This is a genomic window from uncultured Methanobrevibacter sp. (assembly GCF_947166415.1).
GTDB lineage: Archaea > Methanobacteriota > Methanobacteria > Methanobacteriales > Methanobacteriaceae > Methanocatella.
Map to the genome: position 1 here is coordinate 49,494 of NZ_CAMVEE010000005.1, position 15,065 is coordinate 64,558.

Sequence of the window (15,065 nt, forward strand, 5' to 3'; positions counted from 1 at the left end):
AAAATAATTTGAAGTTTTATTCTATTTTGATGCATTCGTTAGGGCAAATATCCACACAGGTTTCGCAGTAACTACATTCATCTGGGTCATTGATGGTTAATATGCCATCTTCAAGAATTAAAACTTCCATCGGACAAACGTCTGTGCAGTCTCCACAATTGTCACATTTATCAGTGTTTATCGTAATGTCTGCCATTCCGTTAACCTCAACTAATTTTAGCATGCCCTATGTCCACAGCATTTTTCAAGGTCATGTGGAACGTTTGGGTCATGGTGATCTAGATATGGTTTTCCGCATGTCAATGGTCCTCTTCCACGGGCAGAACCGCAGCATCCTCCCATCCTTTTGTTGTGATTCAATATTGAATCGATGCCCAATCCTTCTACTTCCCCAACATATTCTATTGTTTCGCTGTGGCATCTTGGACACATTTCATGCTCACCATTCAATGTTATCCAATTGAAACCGCATTCTTTACAGATATACTCTAAATTATCAGCCATTAAAATCATCTCCTATTCAAATATTGCATAATCCTCTTCCTTGTAGTGGTGAACCACACTCAGGGCATGTTTTGGTTCTGCATGGAACACCTCTAATCTTCGGTTCTGTGTAACCGCAATTAGGGCAACTGCATGTGTCATTTGACATTTGATTTCTTCTATTGTTTGTGTTTAATTTTCGGATATTTGTTGATTTGCAGTCTGGGCATTCCTCGTATTCTTTTTCTGGATTTGACCATTGAAAACCACAATCTTCGCATAAATATTTATTCGGATCTATCATTGTATCACCTTTGACAATTACTATTGGTCGGCCTTCAATTAAAGAGGTAGCCAGTTTATGCCTTGCAGAATTCAGAATTCTGTGAAAAGTTGACTGTGAAATTCCCATGAATTCAGCAGCTTCAGTTTGCTTTATATCATGGTAATCTTTAAATCTGATTGATTCAAACTCATCTACTGATAATTCAATTGGTTTTCTATTCTTATTCAACTCATGTTTGTGACATGTAACTACTCTTCTCATTCTTTTAGGTCTTACCATAATATTCTCCCCAAATGTATCTTCAGATATTATGAATATATATTCATAACTAATATATAAATGTTGCAGTCTCTTGGAAGTAGTTAATGCTGATATTTCTTAAAAAGTTATTTTTTCATTATCTTATTGAATTCAAACATTTCCTGATCTATCATAGGATGATCTTCATCCCAATTATCGTCCGGATTTTTTTCATTATAAAATTCAACTATATGAAATCCCAATCTGTTAACATAAAAATGAATATTCCTTTTGTCAAAGTATGGTGTGCAGGTTTCCCATATTTCCGTATCGGGATATAAAGTTTCTATTTCGCTCCAAATCATTTGTCCAACGCCTTTGTTTTGACAGTGAACATTAACGAACAAGAAATCCAATTTGTTGTGTTGCGTTTTTTCATTTATTTCAACAACCACGCCGCCAAGTATTTCCTGATTTTCCTTCATTACGTAAGCATGGCTGTTTTCTTTTTTCAAACACTCATCAATGTCTTTTTCAGGCAATATTAATTCATCACATTTACCAAAAACTTCTTCATATCCAAATTGAAATGATTCTTGCATTAATCTTTTAAATTCAGCTGAATCTTTATCCTGCAATTCAATTAACGCCATAATTATCTATTGTAATCCTATCTAAATAATCATTTCCACTCCACACAACATGAAATTTTTAGTATCCTTGTCGATTTTTCATCATAAAAACTTTAATAAAAAATATCACAAATTAAGTATATGAATGAAAATCTTTATGGAATGTTCGATAAAGTTTTACAATCCGAATATTCGATTATGGAAGAAGGTTCAAAAAAGACAATCGAACTGGGAAAAGATGGCGAATACGGAACAATGGAGACCTACTCCCTATTTGATGGAGTAATAATTGCTTTTATGGACATCACCCCTGGCAATTATGATAACATATTTTTTGAAGATAAAATCTCTTCCCGTTTGCTTCAAATCAACCATTGTGCTAAAGGCAGATACTCATATGCGGTAGGAGATGACAGGATTGTTTACTTTGGAAAAGGAGATTTGTGTGTTAGCATTTATGATATAACAAAAACTGTTTCTGATTTTCCCTTAGGATATTATGAAGGTTTGGAGATTTTCATTGATGTTGATGTTGCAAACAAACAGATTAAAGACCTAATTCCTGATTTTGATTTAATTGAGTTATATGAACGTTTAGAAAAATCCAAAGGTTATAGGTTACTTAGAGCAAATGAAAAAATCGATCACGTGATTGGAGAGTTATATTGTGTCGATGACAGAATTAAGGAATCTTATTTCAAATTAAAATGTCTGGAACTGTTGTTATTTTTCTCTATAGTTAAAGAAACTAAAACAGAATCATTATCCCTTTCTAAAAAGCAAGTCGATATTATTGAAAATGTTAAAAATGATTTAATCAATGATTTGGAAAGCAAAATCACAATTGAGGAATTGTCCGACAGATATGGAATAAGTAAAACCAGCCTGAAGAATTGCTTTAAGGAAATTTATGGAAAGCCTATTTATAAATGGAGAAAGGAATACAGACTTGATTATGCCTGTCGATTGATTGAAGAGGGGTGGCTAAACATTTCAGAAATCTCCAAAAAAGTTGGTTATTCTTCACCATCGAAATTTAGCCAGGCATTTAAGGAACATGTCGGCTGCACACCTTCCGAGTATAGAAAATACTAATTGTCTTTTTGGAATATTTTTTGTCTTTTTAGTTCAAATAATTATATATACCTATTTTAAAATACATAATAGTGAAAAAAAGATATATCTGATTATATTTTTATAAATACTTTTAAAACAATTCTTTTATTTATTTTTAAGATAATTTAAAGGATTGTCCTTTTAGAATTGTTTTAAATTTTTAGGTATGCCTAAATTAAATTTTAAGGAGTTTATTATGTCAAATACTCAAAGCAAAAACAAATTTATACGATTATTGAATTATTCGGGCAATTATAAATATCTGTCAATCTTAGGCATGATATTGTCTGCTTTAAGTGCAATATGCCTGTTAATTCCATTCATATACATATGGAATGTTGTAAATGCCCTCTTAACTGTTGCACCAAACTTCTCTCAAGCACAGAACATAGATACATATGCATTTAATGCATTTGCATTTGCAATAGCCGGAATTGTCCTAAACTTTTTCGGCCTGATGGGTACACACTTATCTGCATTTAAAAACGAAAAGAACATGAAAAATGCTGCTGTAAGCCACCTACTTAAGCTGCCGTTGGGATACTTCTCAAATCACACTAGCGGCGGGCTTAGAAAAGTAATTGACTTCAGCACTGCAAAAACAGAAACATTTTTAGCTCACCAATTATTCGATTTAACAGGAGCTATTGTTACTCCAATAGCATTTTTGATATTACTGTTCAGCTTTGATTGGCTTTTAGGTTTAATCTGCTTGATTCCAATTATCTTATGTTTCATATTCATGTATCCGATGTTTTCTTCAGAATCCCAAAACATTATGGTTCAATATCAGACTTACCTAGAAAAGATGAACGCTGAAGCGGTGGAATATGTTAGGGGAATTCCAGTTACTAAGGCATTCCAGCAAAGTGTTTATTCATTTAAAAACTTTATTGATGCGATTAAGAATTATGCAAAATTCTCAGCCAACTATTCATTGTCCACTCAGCTTCCAATGACAGCATTTACTGTATCCATTAATGGATTTTTTGCTCTTCTAATCCCCGCAGGGATATTGCTTGCAGGATCTGTAGTGGATAAAAAGTTCCTAGCCGATTTCATGTTTTATGTAATCTTCACACCGGTTTGTGCGGTAATGATGAATAGGATAATGACAGTTTCACAGGATTGGATGCTGGCAAGCCATGCTTTGGATGGCATTGAAGAGATCTTAGCCGAAAAACCTTTAGTTGAAACAGATCATCCTCAAAAGCCTAAAAACCATTCAATTGAATTTGAAGGAGTCTATTTCGACTATGAAAAGACTGATGGCGATGAACATATCTTAAATAACGTTAATTTAAGAATCAATGAAAATGAAACTGTTGCATTAGTTGGACCTTCCGGTGGTGGAAAAACAACAATAGCTTCATTAATACCAAGATTCTGGGACGTTGATGGAGGTTCTATTAAAGTCGGTGAAGTTGACGTGAGGGATATCTCAACAAAAGATTTGATGGAAAACGTTTCATTTGTATTCCAAAATACCACATTGTTTAAAGATTCAATCTACAATAATGTGGCAATTGGTCGCAAAGGCGCCTCCAGAGAAGATGTTAAAAAGGCATTGAGCTTGGCTCAGTGCGATGATATCATTGATGAACTGCCTGATGGAATCGATACTGTAATCGGAACTGAAGGAACATATCTTTCAGGAGGCCAGCAGCAAAGGATAGCTCTTGCAAGGGCGATTCTTAAGGATGCTCCGATTATCATTTTGGATGAGGCTACTGCCCTTGCAGATCCGGAAAACGAATATATGATTCAAAAGGCGATTTCAGAAATTACCAAAGATAAAACAGTAATCATGATTGCACATAGATTATCCACAGTCAAGAACGTGGACAAAATCTATGTTGTTGAAAACGGACGGATTGTGGAAGAAGGTAACCATAACAGTCTTGTTGATGACGGCGGACTTTATTCAAGAATGTGGAATGAATTCAACCAATCCATCCAATGGAAAGTAAAAAGTGAGGTGGCATAAATGATATCTGAATATTTTGTTGAAAGATTCGGACTTACAAAGGAAGGTTCCGATAACTTAATTAAAGGAATCCTCTACACAGCGCTTTTAAACATTGCATTCATGTTGCCTGTCGGTTTATATGCCTTGCTCATTTACATGTGGGTAGAACCATTGACTGGCGGGGAAATAATTGATCCCAACCTAGGAATGTTTATTGTATTGATATTGATTGTTTTGGGAATAATCTTTGCATGTGCATGGAAACAATACCACTTCGTATTCAATACAACATACACAGAAAGTGAAAAAAGAAGAATCAATCTGGGTGAAAACTTAAGAAAACTTCCGTTATCCTTTTTTGAAAACAGGGACCTGGCGGACTTAACAGCAACAATCATGAATGACTGTACCGATTTGGAACATGTCTTCTCACATGCAATTCCACAATTGCTCGGTTCTATTATTTCACTATGTCTTGTTGCAATTGGTATGCTAACCTTTGATTGGAGATTGGGCATTGCACTATTGTGGCCAGTTCCTGTTGCTTTTGCAATATTATATGCTTCAAAGATTCTCATCTACAAAGGTGGAGAAATCGTCATGGCGGATTTGCTTGACTGCGGAGACAGGATGCAGGAATGCATCGAATCTGTCAGGGATTTAAAATCATACAACTATCAGGACGAATACTTTGGAAAGATTTCTGCATTAACTTCTAAAATTGAAAGGTCAAGAATCAAAGCTGAATTGATGGCTGCTGCCGGAGTGATTACAGGTAAAGTTGTCCTGAATTTAGGAATCGTTTCAGTGATTCTTCTAGGATCCTACTTGATAATGAATTCACAGGTGTCACTCTTCACACTCTTGATATTCCTGATAGCTTCCGCTACAGTTTATGCCCCTGTTGAAAACGGATTGATGTTTTTATCCGAAATATTGATGATGGACATAAAAATTGACAGAACCAAAGAAATCGAATCATTAGTCGTTGAAGAAGGTTTGACAGATTATTCCCTTGATGGCTATGACATTGAATTTAAAGATGTCGACTTCAATTATGATGATTTGAAAAATGTTTTAACCGATATTAATTTCACAGCAAATCAGGGCGAGGTCACAGCGCTTGTAGGTCCTTCAGGGGGCGGAAAATCCACTGTTTCCAAACTTGCAGCAAGATTCTGGAATCCTGTTTCTGGCGAAGTAATCTTGGGAGGTCAGGATTTGTCAAAATTGGATAGTGAAAAACTCCTAGAAAACTTTTCAATTGTTTTCCAGGATGTAATACTATTTAATACATCAATTCTGGAGAATATCAGAGTCGGTAAAAAGGATGCAACTGACGAAGAGGTGATTGAGGTTGCAAAACTTGCCGAATGTGATGAATTTGTCCAAAAGCTTCCTGATGGATACGATACAGTCATTGGCGAAAATGGTGAACTGTTGTCCGGAGGCCAAAGGCAAAGGATTTCAATTGCAAGGGCAATGTTGAAAGACGCCAACGTGATTCTTTTGGATGAGGCAACTTCATTTTTGGATGTTGAAAATGAATCCAAAATCCAAAAAGCATTATCCGAGCTTATTAAAAACAAAACCGTGATAATTATTGCTCACAGGATGCGTACAATAGCTAATGCCGATAAGATTATCGTTCTCGATGAGGGTAGAATCTCTGAGCAAGGATCACCTGAGGAATTATTGGCTCAAAATGGACTATTCAAGAAAATGGTCGATTTGCAAAATTTAAGTGGGGAATGGGTAATTTAATTCCCCTAAAAAACTTTAGGAGAAAAAATTATGTCTGAAATGTTAAATGTAAAAGATTTGATTACTGTAGGTATCTTTGCAGTGATTTTGATAGTGTTGATATTTGCATTTGGAATGCTGGGATATATTCCGATTTTAATGTTGGCACTGCCAATATTGGCAGCGCTGATTTGTGGAATCCCATACATGTTGTTTTTAACAAGAGTTTCTAAATTTGGAATGGTTACATTACTGGGATTGATTCTGGGAATTGTAATGTTTTTAAGCGGCCACACCTGGGTACCGATACTTGTATTTACCCTATTTGCGTTCATTGCTGATTGTATATTAAAAATGGGCAATTATTCATCAATTAAAAACTCAATTATCAGCCATGGTGTTTTTATAATGGGAATTATGGGTAATATGTTGCCGTTTTTCATTTTGAGAGATTATTTCATGGAAGCAATGCGTGTTTCAATGGGAAATGATTATGTTAATGTCATTGCCCCTTTCCTTAACAATGGAGTTTTAATAATCCTATTTATTTTAACATTCATTGCAGGCGTTGCAAGTGCATATCTTGGAAAAATCGTACTCAAAAAACATTTTGAAAAAGCAGGTATAGCTTAGGTGTGATTATGGGATTAGAACTAAATTTTAACCTGGATCCAAGAACCAAAATTATTATTCTGGTTATTTTAAGTTTCATGGTTTTTAATGATATGTCATTATATGTTAGTGGAATTTTAGTTTTAATTCCATTTATCTGTTTATTATTTTCAAATCATAAAAAATCTGCATTAATGTATATTGTAGTTTATGTGCTGGCAAAATATATTCAAATTTATATTCTCCCTACAGCAACAGGATTGGAGGCGATAATACTAATCACATTTAGTTATACCACCTCTAGAATGTTGCCTATTCTCATGATGGGATATTATACTATAACAACAACAAAAGTAAGTGAATTCATTTCATCTATGGAAAGAAGCAATATCCCCCGAGATATCATTATTCCCGTTTCCGTTGTGTTTAGATATATCCCGTCAGTTTATGAAGAGATAAAATCGATTACTGATGCAATGAGGATGAGGGGTTTCGGAATGAATATTAAATCATTGAAAAACCCTTTAAAAGTAATTGAATTTTATATGATTCCAATTTTAATTAGTGCCGTTAAAACTGCAGATGAACTGTCAGCCGCTTCCCTAACAAGAGGGCTCAGTAATCCAGAACCTAGGACCCATTTACTTGAAGTCAAATTAACCAAAGTGGATTACTCCCTTTTAGCAATAACATTCATCGGTTTTGGAATATATGCATATAATTTTTTAAGAGGTGTTCTGATTGCTTAAAATGGAAGATGTTTCATTTAGATACGAAAACAATGGCAATGCTCAAAATCTAACTGATATAAAGTTAAATGTTAAAAAAGGAGAAGTTATTCTGCTTTGCGGAGAATCAGGCTGTGGAAAAACAACGATCACACGTTTCCTAAATGGACTAATTCCAAATTTCTTTGATGGAAAAAGACAGGGCGATGTTTATTTGGGCGATGATTTAATAAGCGAAATGCCCATATATGAAATCTCAAAGCATATAGGATCTGTTTTTCAGAATCCGAAAACGCAATTCTTCAATGTTGATACAACAAGCGAGCTGGTTTTTGGATGTGAAAATTTATCCATGAGCGTTGATGAGATTAAAAAAAGGTTAGATTGCGTAGTCAATGACTTTAAAATAGCCAATCTTGTTGATAAAAACATTTTCAAATTGTCCGGTGGTGAAAAGCAAAAAATAGCCTGTGCATCAGTATCTGCAGTCGGTCCGGATATTTTAGTTTTAGATGAACCGTCATCAAACTTGGATTCTAAATCAAGTTGGGATTTTGAACATATAATTAAAAAATGGAAAGAACAAGGAAAAACAGTGATTATAGCCGAACATAAACTATTCTTTTTAAGTGATGTTGTCGACAGCATCATATTTGTTAAAGATGGAAAGATTGCTGAAAAATGGTCAATTGATGAATTTAGGAACATAAATCATCGGGATTTTGGGTTAAGACAATTAAATCTAGATAATCTGGAACTAAAAAGAAAAGAATATTATTCCAACAATCAGGAATTTTTAGAACTTAAAAACTTCAAGTTTAACTATGGCAAAAATCAGGTTTTAGATATTGATGATGTTAAAATTCCAAAAAATGAGATTATAGCCATCATCGGCAAGAACGGCGCTGGAAAATCAACGTTTGCAAATTGCTTATGCGGTCTGAAAAAATCATGCAAGGGCGAATTGATATTTGATGGAAAAGCATTAAAAAGAAAGGATAGGCTTAAAAAATCCTATATGGTGATGCAGGATGTAAACCATCAGCTGTTTACAGAAAGCGTTCTTGATGAAGTTCTGTTGAGCATGGATGAAGAGGATGTTGAATTATCTGAAGACATTCTCAGAAATCTGAACCTGATTCATCTAAAAGATGCTCATCCAATGGCCTTGTCCGGTGGCGAAAAGCAAAGGGTGGCAATTGCATCAGCTATAGCTTCCAAAAAGGAAATATTGATTTTTGATGAGCCGACAAGCGGTCTTGATTTGAAAAACATGATGAAAGTATCTGAAAACTTAAGATATCTGCAAAGCTTAGGAATCACTTCTTTTATCATGACACATGATTTTGAATTGATTTGTGAGACATGTTCCCATATCCTGCATTTCGATGACGGCAAAATCATTGACAACTATAAGATTGATGAAAATAAGCTGAAAGATTTCTTTTTAAGATGAAAAACTTAACTTTAATATAAAAAATTTAGGTATGCCTAAATATTTATAGTATAAAAACAGAATATTATTATGGATGAAAATCATTTGCCAGTTTTTGGCATAGGACCATATTTAATTCTAATTATTGGATTAATAACAATAATTTCCTCAATTTTATCATACTTCCATATAATTCCAATTTATAAAATTAACAAATTAAATATGGTCTTCTTAATTTTTGGAGCAATATTAATAATTTCTGGAATCGCTTTTTGGATTTCAGCAGTTCTGATGTCAAAAATTACCACGGAAATTGAAAACAATAACCTGGTTACAACAGGAATATATGCTTATGTAAGGCATCCGATATATGCCGCATTTTTCTATATTGCAACCGGATTGATATTGGCATCTCAAAATATCCTACTATTTCTCTTGCCTATAATTTTCTGGGTATTTTTAACAGTTGCAATGATAAAAACTGAAGAAAAATGGTTGGTTGACAAATATGGTGAAGATTATATAGATTATTCTAAAAAAGTTAACAGATTCATTCAAAGGTGATATGATGGGATTTTTTGACAATATGAGAAAACCAAAAGGAAAATTAGGAAACATTCAATTAAAATCTATGAATAAGGAACACACCCCCGTTTCACTATGGGGATTAAAACACTTAGATATAAAGCCGGACGACATTATCCTGGATGTAGGATGCGGCGGTGGAATAAACATCAATAGAATGGCTAAAAAAGCAAAAATGGTATATGGTGTTGACTACAGCATTGAAAGTGTAAAACTATCCAAAGAAGTAAACCGCCAGGAGATTTATGACGGTAAGGTAAAAGTTCTTGAAGGAAATGTCGCAAAATTGCCTTTTGAGGATAACACTTTCGATATAGTCACTGCATTTGAAACCGTTTATTTCTGGCCGGATATTGAAAAATGCTTTGGTGAAGTAAAAAGGGTTCTCAAACCGGGTGGAATATTTTTAATTGGAATGGAATCAAACGGATCAGATAATCTTATCATGAAAGTATCAGAGCGCTTGATAGATATGACCGTCTATAACGATAAAGAAATCAAGGGATTTTTAAAGAATAATGAGTTTTCAGATATAACAGTGTATCTAAGGGATGGCAGGAACAAACAGGAGATAATTAAAAAGATGGACGGTTCAAAAACCCGTGTTGAAGATGATTATGATAAGGTGTCATTTTCAGATAAGTTTGTTGAATGGATGACAGTTGTAGCAATAAAGTGATATCATGAACGAATATGAAGGGGTAGAGGATACATTATTCATTCCGCTGACGGCGAGAGTGAATGTTTCTAAAAGTTTTCCGGAGTATTTTTTTGATGAAAAGGCTTTAGAAATGGAAAATCTGATTAGAAATAAACAGATTGATAAAAAATCATCAGAATATAGCATGATAGCGAATGTTGCAAGAAGCTATAATTTAGATCAGATGGCACAGAATTTCATCGACAAACATGACAAATGCAATATCGTCAATTTGGGAGTTGGTCTTGAAACGTCATACAACAGGATTGATAGGAAAAATTCTATGTTTATTGAAGTTGACCTACTGAAGTGATTGAGTTAAGGGAAAAATACATTGGTGTTGGAGAAAATGAAAAGTTCGTTAAAGGAGATTTATTCAAACTCGATTGGTGTAGTGAATTAGAAAGCACTCTTCCAACATTAATGATAGTTTCAGGAGTCTTCCAATACTTCCATGAAAAGGATGTTCTCAAGTTCATCAGTGATGTTAAGAATATCTTTGAAAATGCTGAGCTGATATTTGATGCCACCAACAAATTTGGAATCAAATATACAAATTTCTATGTTAAAAGAACAGGGAATGCATCAGCAAGAATGTATTTTTATATAGAAAACCCCAATGAATTTGCAAAAAAAGCCAATTGCGAATTAATTGAATGTCGAGGCTTTTTTAAAGATGCAATTAAAATTTTAAATAAAAAAGTAGGTTTGTATACGAAAATTTCAATGAAAGTGGCCGAAAACAGGAAAAATGCAATGATTTTGCATTTAAAAATTTAAATTTTTTCAGCAGTGCTTATTGAAGCACTAGCTAAAAACTTATTATTTTTCAAGAACGGCAATATAGTCCATTCTTTTTCTTAACAATGGAAACCAAGTGACTATCCTATAATGCGGTTTGTAAACATTAACGCCGTCAAATAGATTTACGTCCTTTATCCACCTGAAGTTAGGATTTAATTTTTTCAATTCATGGCCTTTTTCAACGCCCCATATGAATTTGGAATCAGTATCTTCAATCGATTCCTCTTTAGTGTTTTTAACTGAAATTGGAGGCATTATCTCCATAAAGACTGTGCATTTATCGAAATTTGAATCTATTACATTAAGGATATCTTTCACATCTTTTTGATTTAGATACATTGTTAATCCTTCAACAATGAATAGGACATCATTTCTTATTTTGATTTGCGAAGCCCAGCTTGGATCCATCGCGGAATAGGCGAGTGTTGTTACCCTTTCTGTATCTTCAATATATTTTAACCTGTAATTTGCTGAATTTTCCAAATCAACATTATACCAATTGATTTTACCGTTATCCAGCCTGTTGAAACGTGTATCCATTCCTGATGCGATGTTTACAATTGTGCATCCTGGATGGGTGTTGATGTAGTCGCTGACCATTTCATCCAATACGATTGTCCTTGCGATTGTTCCAAGCTGCATAAATTTGTCCCTTTCAGCTATGCTGAAATCATAATCAATCTTTGAAATTACTTCGATGGCTTTTGAATCATAAAATTTATGATTTTTTTCTTGTGAATGCTTTGCTTTGGCAAATAATGTCAAAAGCATGGTTTTTTCTACGCCTTCTAAATTCATAAGTATTCCTCCGTGGGTTATTTTGATTTATATAAAAGTTGTGCGAAATACTATATAAATTTTTAGGTATGCCTAAATTTTTGAAATTATGCTATTTTCATCCAAAAATTTTTAAAACATAAAAAAACATTAACCGGTTATATCCATCGCATTCAAAATAAAATTAGTGTAATTTCTTTATTTCCCTTAATAATTTTTTACGGGTAGTTAACAAATGTAAACCTAAAAATATCAAGCTTAAAATTGAAGATGATTTATGAATATGTGACATTTTATGATTTCCAATTTTTAAACCTTTAAATGATTTCATGCTGGAAAGAATACCTGAAATGATTGTTATGGAAAGAGAAATCAGCAATCCCATATTTATGATAAGATCTATGGTTCGTTTAAGATTGTATTTTCCTTTAGGTATTGCCTTAAAATAGTTTTTATTAAATTTTATATGCAATATAATTAAAAATATCAATCCTATTCCTATAATTTCATGAATTAAAATAGGAAGACTAACGAATTCCAATATGATTGCCAAACCCATTAAAATGTCTACAGTAATTTTTTTCATCGCATCATCACTAATGTAATATTAATTTTTCATACTATTTAAATTTTTAGTCATGCCTAAATTTATAAGAATAATAAAAAAGTTATAATAAAAAACCCTAAATGAATACGAACAATTCATATAAAACTTATAAAAAAGTTGTGATACTTATCGATTTCAAGCACTGCAACTCTGATACAGAATTTATTTTCTAAATAATTATAAAATCAGGTTGTTAAGAGTAATAAATAATGTTATGCTGTAACCAATTCAGATTCAATAGCAGGAATACCATTTAAATTAGTTGTGATTCTATTCATTCCAAAAGTTTGTGTTTTATTATGGACAGGAACTGCTAACTTGACTTTTAAATTTATAGCTTCTTCAGTGATTATTGATTGAATAGTAATTTTAGTTAAATTATTAAAATGACTTTTATCCAGATTGAATATTTTAGATGCATTTAGAAATTCAAATGCAACAGGTTTACCATCTTTATCAATATCCAGAATCACATCATTGTCTAATTCAAGTGAAACTTCATATTCATAATCATCCACACAATATATGAATAATGAGTCCCCTTGACGGTCATAATCATATACTACTTTGTTGTTCATTTTCTCACCCTTTGATTTCTATAAGTTTCCATAACAGTTACAAACTTCACATCTTTATATCATTTATACCTATCACTAATGATATATCTTTTGTAGGTCTCTGATTGTGTTCAAAATATAATCTAAATTTATTGTAATCTTGTTTGATAATCCCCATTAATGGATTGTGCAAGAATGTTTCAAAGATTAAGGGAAAATCTCCAATTCTTTGAATATTCCTAAGATCAAAATGTTTAGTATCAGGCATAAACGATTCATCACATGAATTAATTATTTCAATTGCCTCTTCAATAGAATAATCTCTCATTTTTAAAACCTTATTTTATATTTAAAAAAATTTAATTTAATATTATTTTAAAATACAAATTTTATAAGCTTTTTGTTTTAAATAAATATAATATTATAAAGTTAGAGCAATTTTACATGAGCAGAGCAATTTTTATAAAAGCATAGAACACATAAAAAAGTTCAGATACTTATCGATTTTTACCGCTGAAATTCTTTAATTTTAGATAAAAAACCCTCAAAAGAATACGAACAATTCATATAAAACTTATAAAAAAGTTGTGATACTTACGATTCACACAATAACCTGAATTCTTTTTTTAGCATCGCATTTAACAGAATATTATGAATTTTTTCAATGGAAAAAACAAATTACATTATAATATACTTGATAGGTGTTTTTCATGAGAAATATTATTATTGTTCAGTGCATGTCTACAGGCAAAAATTACGTTCAAGACATTATTGATAGAAATTGCAATCCAATCGTTTTAGAAATGAAGCCTTTTGGAGATTCCGAAGATGCATTGATTTATCAGGAAGAAGTGAAAAGGGAATATGAATTTATTGAAAATGACTTTGATTTGATATATGAGAAAGACACGTATGAAGAAACGCTTGAGATGGTTAGAAAATTTGATCCGGTAGTCATTGTCCCAGGTACCGAGGATGGAGTGATACTTGCCACAAAATTGGCGAATGACCTGAATCTGTTATGCAATCCCATAGAAAATATTGATGCAATAACTTTAAAAAACGAAATGCAAAACAGATTGGCCAAAAACAATCTGCGTTCAATCAAGGGCAGGTTGTAAGGTCCTTGGATGAAGCTATTGAATATTATGATAAAGAAAACTTAAAGGAAGTTGTAGTAAAACCCGTATACAGTGCAGCATCTGTAGGTGTGAGGCTGTGCTCAGACAGACAGGAAATGATTGATGCGGTAAAAGAGGTATTCAATTTAACAGGCGTTTATGGAAATGAATTGACAGAACTCGTCATTCAGGAACGCATCAACGGGCAGGAATATGTTGTTGATACTGTTTCATGCAATGGAATTCATCGAGTAACCCTAGTTTGGAAATACAATAAGATTAAAACCTCCGAAGGCGGAAATATATATGATTATGATATAACTGTTAATGAATTGGGAATCGGTGAGGCAGAACTTGTTGAGTATGCAGTCAAAATATCTGAAAACATTCAGGAATTCTTTAATGAGGACAGATTATCCGTTCTTGTAAGTATGGTAATTGAGGATATGATTGTCCATATCATCAACATTAACGAGAATATAGATTTAATTGATATGATTATTAGGGATAATGGAGAGTATATTCTAATTTCAATTAAATATTCGGGCGAGTGCATAAATGTAATGGAAGATGAAGATATGGCATCCAATATCGCCATTTTAAACAAAATTTCGGAAAAAATTGATTATTCCCAAATATTGGGTTTGAACAATATTGTAATTAGAATCAA

General features: G+C 32.8%; 20 protein-coding genes. 12 read left to right on the forward strand and 8 right to left on the reverse strand.

The features are described 5' to 3' along the window. Nucleotides 1-16: 16 nt before the first annotated feature. The 4 genes from Q0W25_RS01790 to Q0W25_RS01805 all read right to left on the reverse strand — a co-directional run bounded on the left by Q0W25_RS01790 (nucleotide 17) and on the right by Q0W25_RS01805 (nucleotide 1,662). Complete coding sequence (locus tag Q0W25_RS01790) at nucleotides 17-196, reverse strand: 4Fe-4S binding protein (protein WP_298518240.1); 180 nt, start codon at nucleotides 194-196, stop codon at nucleotides 17-19. 20 nt (nucleotides 197-216) lie between these two features. After that, entirely contained in the window at nucleotides 217-504 is a 288-nt protein-coding gene (locus Q0W25_RS01795; RefSeq protein ID WP_298518179.1) for a DNA-binding protein, read from the reverse strand. Between the two features lie 16 nt (nucleotides 505-520). Then, nucleotides 521-1,048, reverse strand: a complete 528-nt coding sequence (locus tag Q0W25_RS01800; RefSeq protein WP_298518182.1) for a DUF134 domain-containing protein — start codon at nucleotides 1,046-1,048, stop codon at nucleotides 521-523. Between the two features lie 107 nt (nucleotides 1,049-1,155). After that, nucleotides 1,156-1,662: a GNAT family N-acetyltransferase gene (locus Q0W25_RS01805; RefSeq protein ID WP_298518185.1), complete on the reverse strand. Its 507-nt coding sequence runs from the start codon at nucleotides 1,660-1,662 to the stop codon at nucleotides 1,156-1,158. A gap of 120 nt (nucleotides 1,663-1,782) precedes the next feature. On the opposite strand from Q0W25_RS01805, the gene Q0W25_RS01810 reads away from it, so the two are divergent. The 10 genes from Q0W25_RS01810 (at nucleotide 1,783) to Q0W25_RS01855 (ending at nucleotide 11,309) form a co-directional block, all read left to right on the forward strand. Further along, a complete protein-coding gene (locus Q0W25_RS01810; protein ID WP_298518197.1) occupies nucleotides 1,783-2,736 on the forward strand; it encodes an AraC family transcriptional regulator in 954 nt (317 codons plus the stop codon). Nucleotides 2,737-2,953: 217 nt separating this feature from the next. Continuing rightward, nucleotides 2,954-4,744 (forward strand): ABC transporter ATP-binding protein, encoded by a 1,791-nt coding sequence (locus Q0W25_RS01815; RefSeq protein WP_298518211.1) that lies wholly within the window; start codon nucleotides 2,954-2,956, stop codon nucleotides 4,742-4,744. Next, the gene (locus tag Q0W25_RS01820) at nucleotides 4,745-6,490 is read left to right on the forward strand and encodes an ABC transporter ATP-binding protein (protein WP_298518218.1); all 1,746 of its coding nucleotides are present in this window, start codon (nucleotides 4,745-4,747) and stop codon (nucleotides 6,488-6,490) included. 30 nt (nucleotides 6,491-6,520) lie between these two features. Further along, entirely contained in the window at nucleotides 6,521-7,102 is a 582-nt protein-coding gene (locus Q0W25_RS01825) for an MptD family putative ECF transporter S component (protein ID WP_298518221.1), read from the forward strand. 8 nt (nucleotides 7,103-7,110) lie between these two features. Continuing rightward, nucleotides 7,111-7,830: an energy-coupling factor transporter transmembrane component T gene (locus Q0W25_RS01830; protein WP_298518224.1), complete on the forward strand. Its 720-nt coding sequence runs from the start codon at nucleotides 7,111-7,113 to the stop codon at nucleotides 7,828-7,830. After that, nucleotides 7,823-9,265: an ABC transporter ATP-binding protein gene (locus Q0W25_RS01835; RefSeq protein WP_367270518.1), complete on the forward strand. Its 1,443-nt coding sequence runs from the start codon at nucleotides 7,823-7,825 to the stop codon at nucleotides 9,263-9,265. Before Q0W25_RS01830 ends, Q0W25_RS01835 begins: the two co-directional genes overlap by 8 nt. A gap of 201 nt (nucleotides 9,266-9,466) precedes the next feature. After that, nucleotides 9,467-9,808, forward strand: a complete 342-nt coding sequence (locus Q0W25_RS01840) for an isoprenylcysteine carboxylmethyltransferase family protein (RefSeq protein WP_298518226.1) — start codon at nucleotides 9,467-9,469, stop codon at nucleotides 9,806-9,808. A gap of 4 nt (nucleotides 9,809-9,812) precedes the next feature. Then, nucleotides 9,813-10,508, forward strand: a complete 696-nt coding sequence (locus tag Q0W25_RS01845) for a class I SAM-dependent methyltransferase (protein WP_298518228.1) — start codon at nucleotides 9,813-9,815, stop codon at nucleotides 10,506-10,508. A 4-nt stretch (nucleotides 10,509-10,512) separates the two neighbouring features. Further along, on the forward strand, nucleotides 10,513-10,842 hold the full coding sequence (locus tag Q0W25_RS01850) for a hypothetical protein (protein WP_298518230.1): 330 nt from the start codon (nucleotides 10,513-10,515) through the stop codon (nucleotides 10,840-10,842). After that, nucleotides 10,839-11,309, forward strand: coding sequence for a hypothetical protein (locus Q0W25_RS01855; protein WP_298518233.1), 471 nt, complete (start codon nucleotides 10,839-10,841; stop codon nucleotides 11,307-11,309). The genes Q0W25_RS01850 and Q0W25_RS01855 overlap by 4 nt, the downstream gene beginning before the upstream one ends. A 42-nt stretch (nucleotides 11,310-11,351) precedes the next feature. Here the strand turns inward: Q0W25_RS01855 and Q0W25_RS01860 are convergent, their stop codons facing one another. The 4 genes from Q0W25_RS01860 to Q0W25_RS01875 form a co-directional block, all read right to left on the reverse strand. Then, nucleotides 11,352-12,131, reverse strand: a complete 780-nt coding sequence (locus Q0W25_RS01860; protein WP_298518235.1) for a class I SAM-dependent methyltransferase — start codon at nucleotides 12,129-12,131, stop codon at nucleotides 11,352-11,354. 163 nt (nucleotides 12,132-12,294) lie between these two features. Next, nucleotides 12,295-12,696, reverse strand: coding sequence for a DUF4405 domain-containing protein (locus Q0W25_RS01865; RefSeq protein ID WP_298518236.1), 402 nt, complete (start codon nucleotides 12,694-12,696; stop codon nucleotides 12,295-12,297). Nucleotides 12,697-12,929: 233 nt separating this feature from the next. After that, complete coding sequence (locus tag Q0W25_RS01870; protein WP_296874241.1) at nucleotides 12,930-13,295, reverse strand: DUF2283 domain-containing protein; 366 nt, start codon at nucleotides 13,293-13,295, stop codon at nucleotides 12,930-12,932. A gap of 46 nt (nucleotides 13,296-13,341) precedes the next feature. Continuing rightward, nucleotides 13,342-13,602, reverse strand: a complete 261-nt coding sequence (locus tag Q0W25_RS01875) for a hypothetical protein (RefSeq protein ID WP_298518238.1) — start codon at nucleotides 13,600-13,602, stop codon at nucleotides 13,342-13,344. 382 nt (nucleotides 13,603-13,984) lie between these two features. On the opposite strand from Q0W25_RS01875, the gene Q0W25_RS01880 reads away from it, so the two are divergent. Both Q0W25_RS01880 and Q0W25_RS01885 read left to right on the forward strand, forming a co-directional pair. Continuing rightward, nucleotides 13,985-14,395: a hypothetical protein gene (locus Q0W25_RS01880; RefSeq protein WP_298518239.1), complete on the forward strand. Its 411-nt coding sequence runs from the start codon at nucleotides 13,985-13,987 to the stop codon at nucleotides 14,393-14,395. Further along, on the forward strand, nucleotides 14,353-15,065 hold a 713-nt coding region (locus tag Q0W25_RS01885), incomplete at its 3' end, for an ATP-grasp domain-containing protein (protein ID WP_298518242.1). The genes Q0W25_RS01880 and Q0W25_RS01885, both read left to right, overlap by 43 nt.

Coding starts and splice junctions, on each gene's coding strand:
- Q0W25_RS01800 (WP_298518182.1), bottom strand. CDS start 1,048: ATGGTAAGACCTAAAAGAATGAGAAGAGTAGTTACATGTCACAAACAT.
- Q0W25_RS01810 (WP_298518197.1), top strand. CDS start 1,783: ATGAATGAAAATCTTTATGGAATGTTCGATAAAGTTTTACAATCCGAA.
- Q0W25_RS01790 (WP_298518240.1), bottom strand. CDS start 196: ATGGCAGACATTACGATAAACACTGATAAATGTGACAATTGTGGAGAC.
- Q0W25_RS01795 (WP_298518179.1), bottom strand. CDS start 504: ATGGCTGATAATTTAGAGTATATCTGTAAAGAATGCGGTTTCAATTGG.
- Q0W25_RS01830 (WP_298518224.1), top strand. CDS start 7,111: ATGGGATTAGAACTAAATTTTAACCTGGATCCAAGAACCAAAATTATT.
- Q0W25_RS01880 (WP_298518239.1), top strand. CDS start 13,985: ATGAGAAATATTATTATTGTTCAGTGCATGTCTACAGGCAAAAATTAC.
- Q0W25_RS01845 (WP_298518228.1), top strand. CDS start 9,813: ATGGGATTTTTTGACAATATGAGAAAACCAAAAGGAAAATTAGGAAAC.
- Q0W25_RS01850 (WP_298518230.1), top strand. CDS start 10,513: ATGAACGAATATGAAGGGGTAGAGGATACATTATTCATTCCGCTGACG.
- Q0W25_RS01840 (WP_298518226.1), top strand. CDS start 9,467: ATGGTCTTCTTAATTTTTGGAGCAATATTAATAATTTCTGGAATCGCT.
- Q0W25_RS01815 (WP_298518211.1), top strand. CDS start 2,954: ATGTCAAATACTCAAAGCAAAAACAAATTTATACGATTATTGAATTAT.
- Q0W25_RS01875 (WP_298518238.1), bottom strand. CDS start 13,602: ATGAGAGATTATTCTATTGAAGAGGCAATTGAAATAATTAATTCATGT.
- Q0W25_RS01805 (WP_298518185.1), bottom strand. CDS start 1,662: ATGGCGTTAATTGAATTGCAGGATAAAGATTCAGCTGAATTTAAAAGA.
- Q0W25_RS01860 (WP_298518235.1), bottom strand. CDS start 12,131: ATGAATTTAGAAGGCGTAGAAAAAACCATGCTTTTGACATTATTTGCC.
- Q0W25_RS01825 (WP_298518221.1), top strand. CDS start 6,521: ATGTCTGAAATGTTAAATGTAAAAGATTTGATTACTGTAGGTATCTTT.
- Q0W25_RS01870 (WP_296874241.1), bottom strand. CDS start 13,295: ATGAACAACAAAGTAGTATATGATTATGACCGTCAAGGGGACTCATTA.
- Q0W25_RS01820 (WP_298518218.1), top strand. CDS start 4,745: ATGATATCTGAATATTTTGTTGAAAGATTCGGACTTACAAAGGAAGGT.
- Q0W25_RS01865 (WP_298518236.1), bottom strand. CDS start 12,696: ATGAAAAAAATTACTGTAGACATTTTAATGGGTTTGGCAATCATATTG.